Below are 19,684 nucleotides of genomic sequence, written 5' to 3' on the forward strand. Positions count from 1 at the left end.
CGTGTGGAGCGCCGCCGCCGCGCACCGCGCCCCTGCGCGGGCATCGCGCCCCGACTCACATGGGCGCGATGCCCGCCAGGGGGCGCGAACGCCTCAAGCGACGGACGACTGTCAGCGCGTGCGCGCGCCGATGCGCGGCAGCACGAAGCCGAGAACGATCATCGCGACGGCGAGGAACGCGTGCAGGACGTTGTCCGCGCTGTTCAGGGGGACGAAGTTCGCGGGGTCCGCCATGCCGGCCGTGAACAGACCGTAGACGAACAGGACCGCGTAGACGATGCCGCCGACGATCAGGTATAGGCGAGCGCCCGACGCCGAACGGGCTGCGACAAGTCCGACGATGCCGAAGAGCAGGTGCACGATGTTGTGCAGGACCGACACCTGGAACAGGCCCAGGAGCAGGGCCATGGAGCCGTGACCGGCCATCGACATCGAGCCCATGTCCATGGTGAGCCCGGGGATGAAGCCGGCGATGCCGACGATCAGGAAGACGACACCGAAGAGGAGCGCACCCTTCTGGGTCCACGTCGAGCCGGTGCGGTTGCGAGCGGTTGCTGCGTTGCTGGTCATGGTGAGACCTCTCTTGTCGAGCGCGCCACGGATGTTGCGCACAGGGGATTCGGGGCCGATGCGCAGTCGGATTGCAGGGGACATCCGATTTCCGAACGTGCGGGCGTCCGCTGAACCGGCCCGCATGCCCCGCTGCCTACGCTCCGCCGTACGGCAACACCGACGGAAGGCAGCACCATGGCAAGCGGAGTCGCAGCGGTATGGGTCCCGGTCACCGACATGCAGCGGGCGGTCGCGTTCTACCGCGACACCCTCGGGCTGACGGTCACGGACGAGTCCGACGACTGGAGCGAGATCGACGCGAACGGCCTGATGATCGGCCCGAACGGCCGTGAGTCGGCGAGCCCGTCGAGCGGCGGGGGAGCGGTCATCACGTTCCAGCCGGACGGGTCGATCGAGGACGAGCTGGCGAGCATCCGCGAGCGCGGTGCGGACGTGCAGGGCGAGATCAGCGAGCATCCGTGGGGCAAGATCGTCCCGTTCAAGGACAGCGAGGGCAACGACCTGCAGTTCTACGCGCCGCCGCAGGGCTGAAGCGGTCCCAGGACGGACGGGAGGCCCGGTGCCAGCTGGCACCGGGCCTCCCGCCCGCGGGTGGTCGCCTGCAGAGCGCTACGCGACCGCGATCTCGTTGGGCACGCCCGGCAGCTCGTCGCTGGAGGCGACGACCTTCCCAGTGGTCAGGTCGACCGCGTGCACCTTCTGCTCGGCGGGGTCCGTGACGTAGGCGATGTCGCCCGCGACCTTCACGGCGGGGTGGGCGTCCTGCCACTCGGCCGGGCCCTCCCACGCGTCGATCACGGGGAACGAGTCGAGCTGGTCGCCGGTGGTCTCGTCGAAGGTGTGCAGGGCGCCGTCGTCACCGAGGACCACCGCTTCGTCGCCGGGGCCGCGCGCGAGGTCGCGGAACGTGAAGCCGACGCCGTCGGGCATGTCCGCGACGGTGTACTTCCCCGAGGCCGCGTCGATCAGGGCGATCTGGTCGAGCAGGTAGCCCTCGCTGTCCGGGTCGTCGTTGTAGTCGCCGACCGCGACCGATGACGTGTCCGTGGTGAACAGGTTGCCGGTGCGGCCGTACTCGGTGGGGGCGTCGAGCTTCTCGAACGCGCCGTCGGTGTAGACGAGGGCGCCGTCGGTGCAGCCGAACACCGCGACCTCACCCGTGACGGCACCTTCGCCGTGCACGTCCGGGCACTGCTCGGACCGGGTGATCTCCTCGCCGTCGGCGTCCAGGGCGCGCACGCCGGAGCGGCTCTCCTCGGTGCCGATGGTCGTCAGGAGCGTGCCGTCCTCGAGCTCGATCGCGACGCCGTGGTGGGCGGCCTCGGACTCCGTCGTCTCGACCTCGGGCAGCTCGGCGCCGTCGAGCTCGGTGTTGTCGAAGGTCGTCACGTCGCCGGTGCCGTCGGCGAACAGGGCGGTGCGGTCGCCGTGCACGACGGCGTGTCCGCCGGTGTCGGCCGGGAAGACCGCGTCGGTCAGGGCCGGGTCCGCCGCGGTGTCGAGCACCCGGAAGCCCTCCGGCACCGTGACGAGCACGTGGCGGCCGTCGCCGGCGGGGTTCACGCGGGTGAAGCCGTCGACGGCGTCGTCGGCCACGACCCGCAGGTCCTGGTCGAGCACGAGCAGGCCGCCGTCGTAGGTGAGTGTGATGCGGGTGCCGTCGGCCTTCGGGGTCGGGGTCCGCTCGGCGTCGGCGGCGTCGGTGGCGCACCCGGTCAGGGCCAGGGCTGCGGCACCGAGCAGCGCGGTGGGCAGTGCCGCGGCGCGGAGGGTCTTGGTTCTGGTCATGGACATCACTGTACTGATTCTCATTCTCATCAAGAAATCGGAGTCGTCAGGCCGTCGACGATCGCCTCGGTGTTCGAGCGCATCATCCCGAGGTAGGTCGACGCCGCGCCGTCCTCGGTCAGGGACTCGGTCGCCAGCGAGCGGATCGACACCTGCACGTCGACCTCCTCCGCCAGGACCTCGGCCAGGCGTGCAGGTTGCGAGGCATCGGCGAAGATCGTCGGGACGCCCGCCTGCTCGATCGCGTCCGCCAGGTCACGCAGGTCGGCGGCGCTCGGGGAAGCCAGGGTCGTGCCGCTCGGGATCACGGCCCCCACCACCCGGAACCCGTAGCGGTCGGCGAGGTACCCGAACACGTGGTGGTTCGTCACCAGGGCCTTGCGGTCGGCGGGGACGGTGTCGAAGGCGGCGGTCATGTCGGCATCGAGGGCGTCGAGCCGGTCGGTGTACGCCTCGGTGCCGGGTGCGTCGATGCCGACGGCGTCCAGTTCGTCGTCGAGGGCGTCGACCACGTCGACCATGCGCGCGGGGTCCGTCCAGAAGTGCGGGTCCGAGCCGCTGTCGTCGTCGGTGGTCCACTCCAGGGCGTCGATCGCGTCACCGGCGGTGAAGACGGGTACGCCGTCGTCGGCCGCGGCGCGGACGTGGTGGGCCACGCCTTCCTCGAGCCCGAGGCCGTTCTCGACCACGAGGTCTGCGCTCCGGAGTCGCGCCGCCTGCTGCGCGGACACCTCGAACGAGTGCGGGTCGCCACCAGGGGGCATGAGCACCATGACGTCGACGTCGTCGCCGACGACCTCGGTCACGACGTCGCCCAGGATGTTCGTCGTCACGGCGACGAGTGGACGGTCCGAGCCGGTCGTGGTGCAGGCGGCTGTCGTGACGGCGACGGCTGTGGCGACGAGGGCCACTGCCACCGCCCGTGCGGTGCGCCGGACAGGCGTGGTTCCGCTCACAGTCCCACCTCGGCGAACGCGACGGGCGCGAACGGCAATTCGATGGTCCGGGCCACGCGGGCGCCGTCCGCGAAGTCGATCTCGTGCACGACGGCACTCGTCGGGTCGGCCACGTAGGCGCGCTGCGCGTCGAGCTGCAGCAGCGGCGCCGTGTCGCCGTCCACCACGGGAGCGGTGGTCGCGACGGCACCGGTGGACGCGGTCACGACGACGACCCGGCCGGTGTCGTCGACCCCGACCACGTGCTCGTCCTGGTCGTCGACGGCGACCACGGCGCGCAGTGGCCGTTCGGTCGCGACGTGCTGCCACGCGCGTTCCCGCACGTCGAGCAGCCAGAACCCGGTGTCGCCCGCGAGTCCGGCGACTGTGGGGCGGCCGGCCCGCGCGGCGAAGTCGGTCGGTCGCTCGGCGTCGTCCGGCAGCGCGACGAACGAGATCCCGCCGGCCTCGTCGACGACGACGGCTCCGTCGGCGCACCCCACCACGGCGCCGGCGCGGGTGACGATCCCGCCGGCCGGGTCGATGCACGGCCGTCCGGACCCGGTCGACCCGGTCGACGCGGTCGACCTGGTCCGCTCTCCGTCGGCATCGAGGACGTGGACGGTGTCGCCCTCGGCGGCCACCAGGTGCTCGCCGAGCGGCAGCAGCACGGTTGCGTCCAGTCGTGCGGTCTCGTCGAGCTCGCCCTGCCCGAGTGCCGCGCGGTCGAGCACCACCGCCTCGCCGCGTTCCGGCCAGGCGATCGTGGTCATCGTCTCCGAGGAGTGCACCTGGACCGGGCCGCCGCCCTCGAGCGTCCCGACGACGCGCGGCTCGGCGGCGTAGTAGTGCGTGTGGTCGCCGTGGTCGACGGTCCAGGAGCCGCCGTCGACGACCGTGGTGCGGTCGCCGTCGCTCGTCACGAGGAACCGGCCGTCGGTCGCGGCGTGCTGGGCCGCGTCGACGCGGTCCAGGTCGGTCGTCTCGCCGGTGAGCAGGTCGTGCAGCGCCGTCTCGCCGGTCGCAGCGACGGCCAGGAGGCCCAGCTGGGGTTCCTGGGACTCGGTCGCCCCCGCCACGTACCCGTGTGGAGCCGTGGTCGCGGTGGCGACGTCGGCCTGCGGCGCCGAGGTGGTGGAGCACGCCGTGGCGGTGAGGGCGAGGCCGGCCGTCAGGCCCACGGCTCCCAGGAGTCGTGTCGTCCGGAGTCGTGTGCTCGCGCGGTCGGTGGTCGGATCGTGGTTCATGGTGCCTCTCGTGCTGGTGCTCGGACGGGGTGGTCGGCGGGGTGTGCGTCGCTCCGTGCAGTGGTGCGCGCGACCCCGCGGACGACGGCGGCGGTGGCGCGGGACAGGGCGACCCCCGCGACGGCGACGGCCGCGATGCTCGCGCCGGCGGCGGTGCCGGCGTGCCACGAGACGAGCAGGCCGACCAGGACGGCGACGACACCGAGCACCGCGCCGAGGAGCATCGTCGAGGCGACGTGCTTCGTCCAGGCGCGGGCCGCGGCGGCGGGCGCGAGCAGCAGCCCGACGACCAGCAGGGTGCCGACTGCCCGGTACGAGGCGACGACGGCGAGTGTGACCAGGCCGATGAGGACCACCTCGGCGAGCCGTGGGTGCAGGCCGAGCGTCGCGGCCTTGCGGACGTCGAACGCCAGCGCGGTGAACGGCCGGTGGAACACCGCGGCGACGACCAGCGCGACGGCGACCGCGACCGCCAGGCCGCCGAGGTCGGCGCGGGTGACGGCCAGCACGTCGCCGAACAGGATCGCGGTGACGTCGGTGGCGAAGGACCGCGACGCAGACACGATGATGACCCCGAGCGCGAGCATGCCCACGAAGAGCAACCCGATCGAGGTGTCGTACGACAGGCCGCCACGCCGCCGGAGCGCCCCGACACCGAACACCATCACCCCGGCGCTCACGGCGGCACCGAGCACCGCGGGGACGCCGGTGAGGGCTGCGATCGCGACGCCGGGCAGCATGCCGTGCGACAGTGCCTCGCCCAGGAACGCCATCCCGCGCACGAGCACCCAGGTGCCGACGACGGCGCACAGGACCGCGGCCAGGGCGCCACCGGTCAGGGCGCGCACCATGAAGTCGACGGTGAAGGGATTGGTCAGCCAGGTCACGGTCCGAGACGCTACATGAAAACGAGTATCGATACTGATAGCGTGCTCAGGTGCCAGCGACCGACCCGCCACCAGCCGTCCGCCTCGACCGGGTGACCGCCCTGCGTGGGGAGCGGACCGTCCTCGACGGCCTCGACGCGACCTTCGCCGCCGGCCAGGTCACCGCGCTGACCGGACCCAACGGGTCCGGCAAGTCGACGCTGCTCGACGTGGTCGCCGGCGTGCTGCGGCCGACCGCCGGGCGCATCACGGGCCTCCCGTCCGACGGCGTCGCCCACGTGAGCCAGTCCGTGCCGCCGACCACGCTCCCGCTCACCGTCCGCGCGACCGTCGCGATGGGGCGGTGGCGCCACCGGGCCTGGTGGCGCCCGCTCGGCCGCGACGACCGTGCCGTCGTCGACGCGCAGCTCGAGCGGATGGCGATCGCCGACCTCGCCGACCGTCCGCTCGCCGAGCTCTCCGGCGGTCAGCGGCAGCGGACGCTCGTCGCGCTCGGCCTCGCGCAACGGGCCCGGGTGCTGCTCGTCGACGAACCGACGGCCGGCGTCGACGCGGACTCGGCGGCGCTCGTGGTGGCGGCGCTCGCCGCCGAGGCAGCCGACGGCGTCGTGGTCGTGCACGCCGCACACGACCCCGCGGCGATCGCCGCAGCCGACGCCGTGGTCACGCTCCCCGCGCCCTGAGGGCGCGGGGAGCGGTCAGGGGCAGGCGACGGCGACGGAACCCGTCGAGGTCGTCACCGGCGCCGGTGCCGGAGCCTCGTCGGCGACCGGCACTGCGCTCGAGCGGCGCAGCCCGAGGGAGACGAGCACGATCGCGCCCACGACGGCGACCCCTCCGGACAACCAGAAGTCCGCGGCGAGCCCGAACGAGGACACCGCCACGCCGCCGAGCACCGAGCCCGCGGCGATCGCGAGCTGGATGGTCGTGACGAACAGCGCGAGCCCGGTCTCGGACCCGGCGGGCGACGCCGTGGACATCCACGTCTGCATGCCGAGCGGCAACGCGCCCCAGACCAGCCCCCACACCACGAGCAGCACGAACACCCCGACGACGGAGTGCGCGAGCAGGGGGAGCAGGACCACGGCGGCCGCGAGGGCGACCTTCGACACACTGATCGTCCCGAGCACGCTCCGGCCCAGGGTGAAGCCGGCGGCGAAGTTCCCGACGATCCCCGCGACGCCGAACACCAGGAGCGCGAGCGTGACGGTGTCCGGGCCGACCCCGACCAGGTCCTGCAGGTACGGGGCGATGTACGTGTACGCGGCGAACTGGGCGGCGAACAGGAACGCGGCGGCGATCAGACCGACACGGGCGCGGGGGACGCGGAGCAGCGACCCGAGCGTCGCGAACCGGACCTGCTGCTGCGCGGGGATGCGCGGCAGCATCGCGAGCTGCAGGACGAGCGCGACCAGACCGAGCACGCCGCCGATGACGAACGCGAGCCGCCAGGTGGCGAGTGACGAGACGAGGGCGCCCAGCGGCAGGCTCACGACCGTCGCGACCGAGACCCCGGCGGTGATGAGCGAGGTCGCCCGGATCGTGGCGGCCGGCCGGACCAGTCGACCGGCGATGCCGGCGCCGATCGCCCAGAACCCGCCGATGCCGACGCCCAGGAGCATCCGCGCCACGAGCAGCACACCGAACGAGGGCGCGATCGCCGCGAGCCCGTCCGCCACCACGAGCAGCACGGTCAACGACACGAGCACGACGCGGCGGTCCACGCGCGAGGTCAGGACGGTGACGACCGGTGCAGCCACGGCGCCGACCAGCCCCGTGGCGACGACCATGAGCCCCGCCGTGCCGATCCCGACGTCGAGGTCGGCGGCGATGGCGGGCAGGAGCCCGATCGGCAAGAACTCCGAGAGCACGAGGACGAAGGATCCGAGTGCGACGGACGTGACACCGAGCCACCCGCGGCGCTCTGCTGACGAGGTCATGGGTTCGTCAAGCAGCGCTGGTCGCGGGCCATTCCCGCGTGTCGTGTCGCTACTCGCCGGGTACCGGCACCGTGCGGCCCGACGCCACCGACTCCTGCGCGGCGAGCACGATCGACAGGGTCCGCAGCCCGACGTGCACGTCCGGCTGCGGCTGCACGCCCGACCGCACGGCGTCGACGAACGTGCGGAGCATCACGGCATCGGGGTCGGCGCCGGTGCGGGACTCGATCGGCAGCCCGGTCTCCGCGACGATCCCGCGCGCAGCTGCCCCGAAGAAGTCGAGCGACACCGTGCCGCCCGTCCCGGCGACGTCGAGCGTGAGCCCACCCCACACCGCCGAGGTGTCCGGCTTGCTCCACGAGCAGTCGATCGCGGCGACGACGCCGTTCGCGTACGTGATCGTGACGAGTCCGGCGGTCTCCGCCTGCGCCCGGGCCGCGTGCAGCGTGCGGTTCGCCACCGCGGTCACGGTGACGGGCGCCGACCCCATCAGCCCCTCGAGCAGGTCCGCGATGTGCACGACGTGGTCGACGATCGCGCCGCCGCCGGACAGCTCCGGTTCGGTGAACCACGACCGGGTCAGGGGCAGCATGCCGTTGTTCGCGCCGCGGACCGAGAACAGCTGCCCGAGCGCGCCGGAGTCTTGCGCCGCGCGGAGCTTGTCGAACGCCGAGGTGAACCGCACCGGGAACGCCACCATGAGCATGACCCCCGCGGCCTCGACGGCGTCGCGGATCGCGAGGCCGTCCCCCCAACTGGTGGCGAGCGGCTTCTCGCACAGGACGTGCGCGCCGGCGGCGGCCGCGGCCGCGACGAGTTCGCGGTGCCGGGCGTTCTCGCTCGTGACGACGACCGCGTCCGGCCCCCAGGCGAGCAGTTCGTCGTAGGTGTCCGCGTAGTCGACCCCGAGCTCGTCGGCCAGGTCGCGGCCGCGCAGCTCGATGACCGCGTCGCCCGTGCTGACGCCGTCCGGGTCGGCACCGCGGACCTCGACCCCGGGCATCGCGGCGAGGGCGGTGAGGTAGCCGATCGCGTGGGTGTGGGCGAACGACATCACGGCGATCTTCAGGGCGGTCATGCGCGGGCCCCCGTCGCCAGGTGCACCGGCTGTCCGGTGTCCATCGACTCGAGTGCCGCGTTCGCGATCCGGACCGCCTCGGCGCCGTCCGCCGCGGTCACCCGGGGTGCGGCACCACCGGCGAACGCCCCGAGGAACTCGGCGAGCTCGAGTCCGTACGGGTCGTCGGCTGGGTCGACCTCGGGCAGGAAGCCGTCCGCGGCGTCGGGCACCGCGAGGTCGGCGACGTAGTCCTGTTCGTCGAGCGACCGGTGCGCCAGGCTGCCGCGCGTGCCCGTCACCGAGTACTCGGTCGAGAACGCGAGGTGCTGCGGCCCCCAGATCCCGGCGACGTGGCTGATCGCCCCCGACTCGTGCGTGAGCAGGACGTGCGCCGCCTCGACCGGCTCGGCCTCGGTGCCGGCGCGGACGCCGACCGCCGACACCGTGGTGACCGGTCCGGCGACCCAGCGGGCGATGTCGAGGTCGTGGATCATCTGGTCCATCACGATGCCGCCGGACAGCGCCCGGTCGGCGAACCACGCGGTGCGGATCGGGAACGCGCCGGAGCGGACGAACCGCAGGACGGCCAGGTCGCCCAGGAGGCCCGTGGTGACGGCTTCGTGCAGGCGCACGTACGCGGGGAAGAAGCGCACCACGTGGGCCGGGTAGAGCTGTCGGCCCGCCTCACGAGCACGGGACACCAGGTCCGTGGCGTCGGCGTCGGTCCGGGCGAGCGGCTTCTCGGACACGACGTCCTTGCCGGCGGCGAGTGCGGCGCGCACGACCTCGGCGTGGGCGAAGGTCGGTGTCACCACGTCCACGACGTCGACGGCGTCGAACAGGTCGTCGAGCGTGTCGACGACGGTGATCGAGGAACCCACGGCGGCTGCGGCCGGACCGAACGCGGCGGCCAGGTCCTCAGCACCGTCCTGCGCGTACACGACGACCGGGCCGAGACGGAGCAGGCCCGGCATGTGCGCGTGTGCGATGCCGCCGGCGCCGACGAGGCCGATCCGTGGCGGGGTCGGGGGCATCGGGGCTCCTTCGCGGGGTGGGCCGGTCGACGGTGACGGGGACCGGGCCATGCTACCGAGCCGCCGGTCGGAGGGCAGTACTCAGGCGGGCTCGGACTCAGGCGTCGAGGGCGCGTCGCGCGGCGGCCACGACCTCGGCGTCGGTCACGAAGTGTGCTGAGCCGTCGTCGGCGCCGCCCATCGGGACCCCCGCGTGCGCACTGTCCGGCGCGGCTCGCTTGGCCGACAGGTGCACGGCGGCTGCGCCCGTGGCGACGAGCGCACCGATGTCGGCGGGGGTGACACCGGCACCGGCCATGACCTGCACCGGCCCGGCGGCGTCGACCATCCGGGCGATCGTGGCTGCGCCGGCACCCGCGGTGGGGGCGCCGCCGGACGTCAGCACGCGGGTGAAGCCGAGCGCCGCGAGCGTGGCTGCTGCGGCGACGGGGTCCACCGCGTGGTCGATCGCCCGGTGCAGGGTGATCTCCGCCGTCGCACTGACCGAGCGGGCGGCGTCGACGAAGCGCCGCAGGGCGTCCTCGTCGAGGGTCCGGTCGGGGCGCAGTGCACCGACGACGACGCCGGCGGCTCCGGATCGCAGGACCGTCCGGACCTCGCGCACCATGAGCTCGACCTCGTCGGGGGTGTGCACGAACCCGCCGGGGCGGCACCGGACCAGCGCGTGCGCCGGGATCCCGGTCTCGTGGGTCGTCTCGACCAGGGCCTGCGACGGGGTGAGGCCGCCGAGCTCGAGCCCGACGCAGAGCTCGACCCGGTCGGCCCCGCCGTCCCGTGCGACGACGGCACCCTGGGGCGACGTGACCGCGATCTCGAGTGCAACGGGCGAAGGGGTCATGCAGAGGCTCCGAGTGGCTGGTCCGAGGCCGGGATGATCCTGGCGGTCAGGTCCGGGGCCTCGGGGAACACTCGATCGTAGGGGAACATCGGGCGCGCGATCCTGTGGTGCCCGAGGCGGAGCAGGTCCTGGTCGACACCGCCAGGGGTGAGTGCGAGCATCCAGTCGGCGGCCATGTCGAACAGCTCCGGCTCGAGGTACCCGATCTTCACGACGACGACGTCCGCCTGCCGCGGTGCCAGGTCGAGGTCGGTGAAGTCGTGCTCGTGGTGGTACGGCTTCCGGAGCTTCGTCAGGATCGCGAACACGCTGCCGACCTGCAGCACGACCTCGGTCTCGGCGTCGCGGTCGCCGTGCTTGATCGCGTGCACCCGACCGGTCATCGTGATCGGGCCCGCGTGCACGTGGTCCACCGACGCACCGGCGGTCACGGTGACCGTCGCGCCGACGCCGGCCTCCACCGCTGCGGCGACGGCGGCCGGTCCGGGCACGCTCGCGTAGATGACGGTCGGGCCGGACGGGTCCTGGAACTCCGGGCGGGCGAGCACCTGCGTGAGGCCCCAGGTCATGTCGCCGGAGCCGCCCGCGGTGGGGTTGTCGCCGGAGTCGGACACGAAGTACGGGTGCGCGGCGCCGGGAGCGAGTGCCGCGTCGAGGCACTCCTCGAACGTGCCGGTCGGTGCGACGAACACGAAGTCCTCGCGGACGTCCCAGAACGCACGGGCGAGCCGCTCGGCGCCGGCGGCGACGGCGGCCTCGTCCCATCCGGTGACGACGGTGACGGCCTGGTCGCGCGGCTGGTCCGCCCAGGCGTAGCCGACCCAGATCGCGGCGTCGAGCACACCGTCGGTCTGCTCGACGAGCGGCACCTGTGCGTACAGCGAGGCGGCGGGTTCGAGGCGGGTCGAGGTCTGCTCGCCGGGCAGCAGGACGGGGATCGGGATCCAGGCCTTCACGGGGCGCTGCGCGCCGACGGGACGGGTGGTGAGCACGTCGACCAGGTTGCGGACGGCCCGCTCCTTCGTCTCCATGGCGTCCTCGTGCGGGGCCATCCGGTAGCAGGTCACCAGGTCGACCTGGTGGGCGAGCTCCCGCGTGACGTTGCCGTGCAGGTCCATCGACGCCGACACGACGACGTCCGGGCCGATCACCGCGCGGATCCGCCCGAGCAGGTCCGTCTCGGCGTCGTCGAGCCCCTCGACGACCATCGCGCCGTGGATGTCGTACCAGAGGCCGTCCACGTGCTCGGTGTCGACGATCGCGCGCAGTCGCGTCACGATCTCGGTCGCGAGCTCCTCGTACGAAGCGCGGTCCACGATGCCGCCGGGCAGCGCGTGCCCGATGAGCGCCCCGCGGAAGTCCGCCGTGTCCGACATCGCGGACAGGAACGGGTACCGCGCGACGACCTCGTCGCCGCGGTCCGGGTGGAACGCCGGAGCGTGCGTGCGGGTGGGCGTGAAGGTCGACGTCTCGATCGCCAGTCCGGCGATGGCGACGACCGGACGTCGGGCGACGGCGGGGGCGGCGGACACGGTCTCAGACACGGACGCTCCTGTTCCTGGTGGTGGACTGCGGGATGGGGGTGGACAGTTCCTCGAGCGAGGCGGCGAGGCCCCGCTGCAGCGCGAACTGCCCGGCACCGACGAGCCCGGCATCGGCGCCGAGCGACACCGGCTCGATGGCCAGGTGCTGCGTCATGAGCGGGTGGCAGCTCTCGTAGAGCTGACTGCGCACCGCTGCGATGAAGGGGTCGAGGGTGGAGAGGATGCCGCCCAGGTAGACGGCGTCCGGGTTGAAGAAGTTCACGTTGGCCGCCAGCACCTCGCCGAGGTACCGTCCGGCCAGGCGGACGGCACGGGTGGCCTCGGGGTGGGCGTCCGAAGCGAGTCGGACGACGTCGGCGGTCGAGGAGACGTCGACCCCGGCGTCCGACAGGATCCGCACCAGGGCGGCCCCGGACGCGACGGTCTCGAGGCACCCGGTGTTCCCGCACGAGCAGGGGGTGTCACCGGCGGCGTCGATCCGGACGTGGGTGATGTCGCCGGCCGAGCCCGTGGACCCGCGGTACAGGCGACCGTCGATGACGATGCCCGCGCCGATCGCCGACCCGGCCTTGATCGTGATGGTCTGCCGGCGTCCGGGCGGCTGCACGCTCTGCTCGCCCGCGGCCATGCAGTTCGCGTCGTTGTCGACGATCGCCGGCAGGCCGAAGCGTTCGGACAGCCAGGCCGCCACCGGGAACCCGTTCCACCCGGGCATCCGGCTCGGCAGGTCGACGACACCGGCCTCGACGTCGACGGGACCGGGCAGGCTCAGGCCGACCCCGCGCAGGCCGGCGCGACCACGGTCGTCCGCGAGCCGCTCGAGCAGGCCAGCCAGTCGCTGCAGTCCGGCGGTCGGACCGTCGGAGAGGGCGAACGGGACGTTCGCGACCGACTCGAGCGCGCCTCCTGGCAGCACGATCCCGACCCGCGCGTGGCCGCCGCCGACGTCCGCGGCGACCGCGTACTCGTCGACGCCGCCGATGCGGAGCACCTTGCGCGGGCGCCCTCCGGTCGAGACGTCGGTGCCCTCTTCCGCGAGCAACCCGTGCGACAGCAGCTGGCTGACGACGTGCGACACCGTCGACGGAGCCGCGCCGAGCAGCGTGGCGATCTCGGTGCGACTCGCGGCCTGGCCGGACGCGACGAGTTCGAGGACGCGAGCAGAGAGGTCCGTCACGACTTTCTCCAATCCGGGGGAAACGACGGTCGATCCGACCGAACACCCGGAGCCTAACCGGCGGAACGGCCCGTTCACCCTTTCGTCCGATCGGCAGAAACGCAGTTTTTACACGAAGATGTTTGTTTTTCCAACGGCTTTGGCCATTGACTGTGTGCGTGCCGCTCGGCACGCGTGCTCCACCTCCCCAGAACTCCCACGCACCAGGAGACACACATGACCAAGCCCCGCCGCTGGGCGCTCCTCACCGGAGCAGCGCTCGCCGTGAGCGCCCTGCTCGCCGGATGTTCCGGGGGCGGCTCCGCCACCTCGAACGCGAACACGGACGAGATCGACTACGCCCTCCCCGCCAACTTCACGCCCAACTGGATCCTGCCGATCGGCACCGCTGCGCACCTCAACACGAACAACGGCTCCATCGCGCAGTCGCTGTACGAGCCGCTCGTCGCGTACGACGGCTCCACCGGCAAGATCGCGTGGAACAAGGACGGCTCCGTCGCCACGGACGCGGAGTTCGCCGACGACGGCAAGAGCGTCGAGATCACCCTCGGTGACCGGCACTGGTCCGACGGCGAGGCGATCACCAGCCGCGACGTCGAGTTCTGGTTCAACCTGATCAAGGCGAACAAGGACCAGTGGGGCTCGTACTCGAAGGGCAAGGCGCCCGACAACTGGACGTCGTTCAAGGCCGTCGACGACACCCACTTCACGATCACGTTCGACAAGGCGTACAACTCGGACTGGATGCTCGCCAACCAGCTGAGCCACATCATCCCGCTGCCGCAGCACGCCTGGGACAAGACGAGCGCGAGCGCGAAGGTCACCGACGCCGATGAGACCACCGCCGGCGCGAAGCAGGTCTGGAAGTACCTGAACACCGCGGCCGGCAAGATCTCCGACTACGCCACCGACGACCTGTGGAAGACCATCTCCGGTCCCTACGGCGTCAAGGCGTTCACCACCGCCGGCAAGGTCACCCTCACCGCGAACACGAAGTACGACGGCGGCGAGAAGCCCTCGATCGCGACCGTCAACCTGCTGCCGTTCACGACGGCCGATGCCGAGGTGAACGCGGTCCGCTCCGGCGAGGTCGACTACGGCTACATCAACGCCACGGACATGGACCAGGAGTCCTCGTTCACGGCGAAGGGCTACGAGGTCGAGCCGTGGACCGGCTGGGCGATCACGTACATGCCGTACAACTTCAACAACCCGGACATGGGTGCGGTCTTCAAGCAGCTGTACGCCCGCCAGGCCGTGCAGATGTCGATCGACCAGAAGTCCCTGTCGAAGGTCGTCTTCAACGGCACCGCCACCTCGACCTACGGTCCGATCCCGCAGGCGCAGGAGTCCGACTACGTCTCCGACGTGCAGCAGGACAACCCGTACCCGTTCAGCACGTCGAAGGCCAAGGACCTGCTGACCAGCCACGGCTGGGAGGAGCAGGGCGGCACGATGGTCTGCACCGACCCGGGCACGTCGGACAGTCAGTGCGGCGAGGGCGTCAAGGACGGCACGAAGTTCACCATGGGCGTCCTGTCGCAGTCCGGCTCGACCGTGACCGACAACATGATGAGCGCGATCCAGTCCTCGCTCGCGAAGACCGGCATCGGCTTCACCATCAAGACCGCGCCGGTGTCGAGCGTGCTGTCGCAGACCCCGACGTGCACGAGCGACGAGGCCAGCTGCGACTGGGACCTGTCGTTCTTCGGCACCGCGGGCAGCTGGTACTTCCCGGCCTACCCGACCGGTGAGTCGCTCTTCTCGACCGGCGGTTCGGCGAACTTCGGCAGCTACTCGAACAAGCAGGTCGACGACCTGATCGACGCGACCACCACCTCGACCGACGCCACCGCCGTGCAGGACTACAGCGCAGCGGTCGCGAAGGACCTGCCGGTGATCTGGCTGCCGAGCCCCGACTACCAGATCTCGGTCGTCAAGAAGGGCCTGTCCGGGTTCGACCAGGACTCGCTCGCCAACTTCCACCCGGCCCAGTGGAAGTGGACCAAGTAAGACCGTGACCACGGACGGAAGGCGCGGTGCGCGCTCGACGCGCACCGCGCCTCCCGTCCCTCGCACGTCTCCAATCCGACCATCGGAAGCCGCATGACCACAGCTCTCTACCTCACCAGGCGCGTCCTGCAGGCGCTCGCGGTGATCCTCATCGTCACGATCGTGGTGTTCTGCCTGCTGCACGCGCTGCCCGGCGGACCCGCCCGCGGTGTCCTCGGCGTCTCGGCCACGCCCGCGCAGATCACCGCGTTCAACCAGGCGCAGGGACTCGACCAGGCCCTGCCGGTGCAGTACCTGCGGTTCCTCGGCCGCCTGCTCACGGGTGACCTCGGCACCTCGTACACGCTCAACGAACCGGTGTCGCAGCTCATCGCCGAGCGCCTGCCGAAGACCCTCGTCCTCACCGGCATCTCCGCCGTCCTCGGCCTCGTCGTCGCGATCCCGGTCGGCATGCTCCAGGCAGCCCGCCGCAACGGCACGGTCGACTACGCCGCCACCGCGCTGGCCTTCGTCTTCTACTCGACGCCGGCCTTCTTCCTCGGCCTCGTCCTGATCATCGTGTTCAGCCAGCAGCTGCCGTGGCTGCCGTCGCAGGCGCCGAGCGGCAACACCCTCGCCGAGGTCTTCCAGGACCCGGCCGGGCTCGTCCTGCCCGTCGTCACCGGAGCGCTCGCCATGATCGCCGTGTTCAGCCGGTACATGCGTGCCTCGACCCTCGAGAACCTGCAGGAGGACTACGTCCGCACCGCCCGCGCCGGGGGAGCGTCGACGATGACGATCCTGCGCCGCCACGTGTTCCGGAACTCGCTGACGCCCGTCGTCGCGATGCTCGGCTACTACCTGCCCGTGCTGTTCGGCGGTGCCCTCGTCACGGAGCAGCTCTTCAACTACCCCGGCATGGGGCTCCTGTTCTGGAACGCGGCGCAGTCGTCGGACTACCCGACGCTGCTCGGCTGCGTCCTCGTCATCTCCATCGCGACCGTCATCGGCACCCTGCTCGCCGACGTCGCGCAGTCATTGATCGACCCCCGAGTGAAGGCGAGCCGAGCATGAGCGCCGTGACAGTGATCGACACTGCGTCCACCCATGACGTGAAGGCGAGCCGAGCATGAGCGCCGTACAACTGGCACCCGAAGCCCCGGGCGCCCCCGTCACGGTCGCGGCCACCGGGTTCCGGCTCGCCGCCCGCCGGTTCCGCGGCAACACGCTCGCCGTGATCGGCCTCGCCGTGATCGTCGTCATCGTCCTGTTCTGCTTCGTCGGCCCGCTCCTGTACCCGACGGACCAGACCCACACCCTGCTCGAGCAGGCCAACCAGGGTCCGAGCGCCGCCCACTGGCTCGGCACCGACGCCGTCGGCCACGACGTCCTCGGCCGACTCATGTACGGCGGCAAGGTCTCGCTCATGGTCGGCATCGCGGCCGGGGTCCTGGCCACCGTCGTCGGCACCCTCTGGGGTTCCGTCGCCGGGTACGTCGGCGGCTGGGTCGACGCGCTGATGATGCGCGTCGTCGACGCGGGCATCGCGATCCCGGCGCTGTTCATCCTGCTCGTCATCTCGGCCATCACGACCCCCGGCGTCGCCGGGCTCATCCTGATCCTCGGGCTGGTGTCGTGGCTGGTGCCCTCCCGCCTGATCCGCGCCGAGACCCTGACGCTGAAGAACCGCGACTACGTGCTGACGCTGCGCGCGATCGGCGGCTCGCACGCCCGCGCCATCGGCAAGCACCTGCTGCCGAACTCGGTGTCCACGATCGTCGTCGCCGCCACCTTCCAGGTCGCCGACGCGATCCTGCTCGTCGCCTACGTCTCGTACCTCGGGCTCGGCGTGCAGCCGCCCGCGACGGACTGGGGCGGCATGCTCTCGGCGGGACTCACCGCCGCGTACTCCGGACGCTGGTGGCTCATCGCGCCGCCGGGTCTGGCCGTGATCCTGATCGTCTGCGCGTTCAACGCCGTGGGCGACGGGCTCCGGGACGCCTTCGACGTGAGGGGCCGCTGATGACCACCGAACCGATCCTGCGGACGTCCGACCTCGGCGTCTCCTTCAGCACCGAGTCCGGCACCGTGTCGGCAGTGCGGGGCGTGTCCCTGACGGTCGCCCCCGGCGAGACGCTCGCCCTGGTCGGCGAGTCCGGGTCCGGCAAGTCCACCGTGGCGCTCGCCGCGATGGGCCTGCTCTCCGGCAACGCGACCGCGACGGGCAGCGCCGAGGTCGCGGCACACCAGGTGGTGGGCGCCTCCGAACCGTCGCTCCGTGCGCTGCGGGGCTCGACGGTGTCGATGGTCTTCCAGGAGCCCGCGACCGCCCTCGACCCGCTCACCCGGGTCGGCGCACAGATCGCCGAGGTGATCCGGAACCACCGCGACGTCTCCGCGTCCGCCGCCGCGGCCGAGGCCGTCGACCTGCTCCGTCGCGTCGGGATCCCGTCGCCGGAGCAGCGGGCGCGGTCGTTCCCCTTCCAGCTGTCCGGCGGGCAGCGGCAGCGCGTGGTGATCGCGATGGCGATCGCGAACTCGCCGAAGCTGATCATCGCGGACGAACCGACGACCGCGCTCGACGTGACGGTGCAGGCCGAGATCCTCGAACTGCTCCGGAAGCTCGCCGTCGACACCGGCACGGGCGTCCTGCTCGTGACGCACAACATGGGCGTCGTCGCGGACTTCGCGGACCGCGTCGCGGTCATGCTGCAGGGCGAGATCGTCGAGACCGGCGGGGTCGAGGACGTCCTGCTCCGCCCGGAGCACGAGTACACCAAGCGGCTGCTCGCCGCGGTGCCGCGGCTCGACGTGGCGGGCGACCGTCCCGCCGCCCCGGACGACGCGGGGTCCGCTGACGCGGGGTCCGCTGACGCGGTGGCCGGGAGGCCCGGTGCGGCCCCGGTGGTCGACCTGCGGGACGTCTCGGTGACCTTCGGGCGCGGGGCGCGCGCCGTCCACGCGTTGCAAGGGATCGACATCGCCGTGCACGCGGGCGAGACGGTCGGCCTGGTCGGTGAGTCCGGCTCCGGCAAGTCCACCGCTGCCCGGGTGGCGCTCGGGCTCATCAAGCCGACGTCCGGCACGGTCTCGCTGTTCGGGCAGGACCTGCGCAGCGCCAAGGGTCGTGACCGTCGGGCACTCCGGTCCGGCATCGGCGTCGTGCTGCAGGACCCCGTGGCGTCCCTCGACGCCCGGATGTCCGTCGCGGAGTGCATCGCCGAACCGCTCGCCGTGCACCGCCGTGGCATGTCGTCGGCGGACCGTCGCCGCCGGATCGACGAGGTGCTCGACGCCGTCCGGCTGCCGCGGACCCTGGCGTCCCGGGCCCCGCGTGAGCTCTCGGGTGGGCAGCGCCAGCGGGTCTCGCTGGCCCGTGCCCTGGTGCTCGAGCCGCGGTTGCTCGTCGCCGACGAACCGACCTCGGCGCTCGACGTCAGCGTGCAGGAGACCGTGCTCGAGGTCCTCGGCGAGCTGCAGGACGACCTGGGCTTCGCGTGCCTGTTCGTCTCGCACGACCTGGCCGTGGTGCAGCACTTCGCCGAGCGCGTCGTCGTGATGCGCCAGGGCGTCGTCGAGGAGCAGGGCACCACCGGCACGACGCTCCTGCACCCCACCACCGACTACACGCGACGCCTGCTCGCCGCCGTACCCGTGCCGGACCCCGTCCTGCAACGGCAGCGGCGGACCGAGCGCCTCGCCTCGCTCGCGGCGGTGACCGCGTGACCCGGGTGATCGCCGGCGTCGACGTCGGCGGCACGAACACCAAGGTCGTTCTGACGACCCCCGACCTCGAGGTCGTCGACCGCGTCGACCTGCCGACGCCCGCCCACGCGGGCGGGGCAGCGATCGTGACGGCCGCCGTCGGAGCGGTGACGGGCCTGCTCGTCCGGCACCGGGCCTCCTTGGCGGGTGTCGGGGTGGGCGCGGCCGGCGTGGTCGACGCGGCCACGGGCACCGTCCTGGTGACGGGCAACTCGTTCACCGGCTGGGCCGGTTACGGCGTGACCCGCGCGGTCAACGACGCCCTCGGCGTGCCGGCGACGCTCGACAACGACGTGAACGCGTTCCTGCTCGGCGAGATCGCCACCGGCGCCGTCGCGGGGGAGTCCGATGTGCTCGGGATGACCCTCGGCACCGGGGTCGGCGGTGCGTTCGTGCTCGGCGGACGGCTGTTCGCGGGGCCGCGCGGTGCCGCCGGTGAGATCGGCCACGTGCCGGGCTTCGGCGACGCGCTGTGCACCTGCGGACAGGTCGGACACCTCGAGACCATCGCGGGCGCCCGCGGCATCGCCGACCGGTACGCCGAACGATCCGGCCGGCGGCTGTCGGCGCGCGACGTCGCGGTCGCCGCACGTGCCGGTGACACGGACGCCGCTGCCGTCTTCGAGGCCGCGGGGTGGGGACTGGCGCGCGCCGCCCTGCTCACCGCGGGCATCCTCGACGTCACGACGATCGTGATCGGGGGTGGCATCGCGCGGTCGTGGGACCTGCTCGAACCGGCCATCACCGCGGCGATCGCGGCCGAGCCCCCGGTGAGCGGCGCGACGATCCGCTTGGCGCAGTCGACCCTCGGGTCGGACGCCGTCGCGCTCGGCGCCGCGTCGCAGGTGCGCGCGCTGGTACTCGAGGCCGAGCCGGCGTAGCGGCCGGCTCGGCGGCAGCCGGG

Annotated in this window: 18 protein-coding genes; 7 read left to right on the top strand and 11 right to left on the bottom strand. The window is 72.3% G+C overall.

Annotation, left to right across the window (positions count from 1 at the left end; translation table 11 throughout):
- Positions 1-111 precede the first annotated feature (111 nt).
- A complete protein-coding gene (locus tag ACGH48_RS01175) occupies positions 112-570 on the bottom strand; it encodes a DUF4383 domain-containing protein (protein WP_396289880.1) in 459 nt (152 codons plus the stop codon).
- 177 nt (positions 571-747) lie between these two features.
- Between ACGH48_RS01175 and ACGH48_RS01180 the strand changes: the two genes are divergently transcribed.
- Positions 748-1,104: a VOC family protein gene (locus tag ACGH48_RS01180; RefSeq protein ID WP_396289881.1), complete on the top strand. Its 357-nt coding sequence runs from the start codon at positions 748-750 to the stop codon at positions 1,102-1,104.
- 78 nt (positions 1,105-1,182) lie between these two features.
- Here the strand turns inward: ACGH48_RS01180 and ACGH48_RS01185 are convergent, their stop codons facing one another.
- The 4 genes from ACGH48_RS01185 to aztB are packed head-to-tail and all read right to left on the bottom strand — an operon-like array spanning position 1,183 to position 5,430.
- Positions 1,183-2,361 (bottom strand): hypothetical protein, encoded by a 1,179-nt coding sequence (locus ACGH48_RS01185; protein WP_396289882.1) that lies wholly within the window; start codon positions 2,359-2,361, stop codon positions 1,183-1,185.
- Positions 2,362-2,390: 29 nt separating this feature from the next.
- Positions 2,391-3,278 carry a metal ABC transporter solute-binding protein, Zn/Mn family gene (locus ACGH48_RS01190; protein WP_396289883.1) on the bottom strand — a complete coding sequence of 296 codons (888 nt, stop codon included), beginning with the start codon at positions 3,276-3,278 and terminating at the stop codon, positions 2,391-2,393.
- 35 nt (positions 3,279-3,313) lie between these two features.
- Positions 3,314-4,543: an ABC transporter gene (locus ACGH48_RS01195; protein ID WP_396289884.1), complete on the bottom strand. Its 1,230-nt coding sequence runs from the start codon at positions 4,541-4,543 to the stop codon at positions 3,314-3,316.
- Complete coding sequence (gene aztB / locus ACGH48_RS01200) at positions 4,540-5,430, bottom strand: zinc ABC transporter permease AztB (RefSeq protein WP_396289885.1); 891 nt, start codon at positions 5,428-5,430, stop codon at positions 4,540-4,542. The genes ACGH48_RS01195 and aztB overlap by 4 nt, the downstream gene beginning before the upstream one ends.
- 50 nt (positions 5,431-5,480) lie before the next feature.
- On the opposite strand from aztB, the gene aztA reads away from it, so the two are divergent.
- Positions 5,481-6,113: a zinc ABC transporter ATP-binding protein AztA gene (gene aztA / locus ACGH48_RS01205; RefSeq protein WP_396289886.1), complete on the top strand. Its 633-nt coding sequence runs from the start codon at positions 5,481-5,483 to the stop codon at positions 6,111-6,113.
- 15 nt (positions 6,114-6,128) lie between these two features.
- On the opposite strand, the gene ACGH48_RS01210 is transcribed toward aztA, so the two are convergent.
- The 6 genes from ACGH48_RS01210 to ACGH48_RS01235 all read right to left on the bottom strand — a co-directional run bounded on the left by ACGH48_RS01210 (position 6,129) and on the right by ACGH48_RS01235 (position 13,023).
- Positions 6,129-7,370, bottom strand: a complete 1,242-nt coding sequence (locus ACGH48_RS01210; protein ID WP_396289887.1) for an MFS transporter — start codon at positions 7,368-7,370, stop codon at positions 6,129-6,131.
- A 49-nt stretch (positions 7,371-7,419) separates the two neighbouring features.
- Complete coding sequence (locus tag ACGH48_RS01215; protein ID WP_396289888.1) at positions 7,420-8,448, bottom strand: Gfo/Idh/MocA family protein; 1,029 nt, start codon at positions 8,446-8,448, stop codon at positions 7,420-7,422.
- Positions 8,445-9,464, bottom strand: coding sequence for a Gfo/Idh/MocA family protein (locus ACGH48_RS01220; protein ID WP_396289889.1), 1,020 nt, complete (start codon positions 9,462-9,464; stop codon positions 8,445-8,447). Before ACGH48_RS01220 ends, ACGH48_RS01215 begins: the two co-directional genes overlap by 4 nt.
- Before the next feature lie 97 nt (positions 9,465-9,561).
- The gene (locus tag ACGH48_RS01225) at positions 9,562-10,302 is read right to left on the bottom strand and encodes a copper homeostasis protein CutC (protein WP_396289890.1); all 741 of its coding nucleotides are present in this window, start codon (positions 10,300-10,302) and stop codon (positions 9,562-9,564) included.
- A complete protein-coding gene (locus tag ACGH48_RS01230; RefSeq protein WP_396289891.1) occupies positions 10,299-11,846 on the bottom strand; it encodes a M81 family metallopeptidase in 1,548 nt (515 codons plus the stop codon). The genes ACGH48_RS01225 and ACGH48_RS01230 overlap by 4 nt, the downstream gene beginning before the upstream one ends.
- Complete coding sequence (locus ACGH48_RS01235) at positions 11,839-13,023, bottom strand: ROK family protein (RefSeq protein ID WP_123310899.1); 1,185 nt, start codon at positions 13,021-13,023, stop codon at positions 11,839-11,841. The genes ACGH48_RS01230 and ACGH48_RS01235 overlap by 8 nt, the downstream gene beginning before the upstream one ends.
- A gap of 216 nt (positions 13,024-13,239) precedes the next feature.
- Here ACGH48_RS01235 and ACGH48_RS01240 point away from each other — a divergent pair, with 216 nt between their 5' ends.
- From ACGH48_RS01240 to ACGH48_RS01260, 5 genes are all read left to right on the top strand, one after another.
- Positions 13,240-15,036 carry a peptide ABC transporter substrate-binding protein gene (locus ACGH48_RS01240; RefSeq protein WP_396289892.1) on the top strand — a complete coding sequence of 599 codons (1,797 nt, stop codon included), beginning with the start codon at positions 13,240-13,242 and terminating at the stop codon, positions 15,034-15,036.
- Between the two features lie 93 nt (positions 15,037-15,129).
- Positions 15,130-16,089: an ABC transporter permease gene (locus tag ACGH48_RS01245; protein WP_396289893.1), complete on the top strand. Its 960-nt coding sequence runs from the start codon at positions 15,130-15,132 to the stop codon at positions 16,087-16,089.
- 55 nt (positions 16,090-16,144) lie between these two features.
- The gene (locus tag ACGH48_RS01250) at positions 16,145-17,038 is read left to right on the top strand and encodes an ABC transporter permease (RefSeq protein ID WP_396289894.1); all 894 of its coding nucleotides are present in this window, start codon (positions 16,145-16,147) and stop codon (positions 17,036-17,038) included.
- Entirely contained in the window at positions 17,038-18,741 is a 1,704-nt protein-coding gene (locus ACGH48_RS01255; protein WP_396289895.1) for a dipeptide ABC transporter ATP-binding protein, read from the top strand. The genes ACGH48_RS01250 and ACGH48_RS01255 overlap by 1 nt, the downstream gene beginning before the upstream one ends.
- Positions 18,738-19,661: an ROK family protein gene (locus ACGH48_RS01260; protein ID WP_396289896.1), complete on the top strand. Its 924-nt coding sequence runs from the start codon at positions 18,738-18,740 to the stop codon at positions 19,659-19,661. Before ACGH48_RS01255 ends, ACGH48_RS01260 begins: the two co-directional genes overlap by 4 nt.
- Positions 19,662-19,684: the final 23 nt, after the last annotated feature.

This window comes from Curtobacterium pomorum (assembly GCF_044497295.1).
In the GTDB taxonomy this organism is placed as follows: Bacteria; Actinomycetota; Actinomycetes; order Actinomycetales; family Microbacteriaceae; genus Curtobacterium.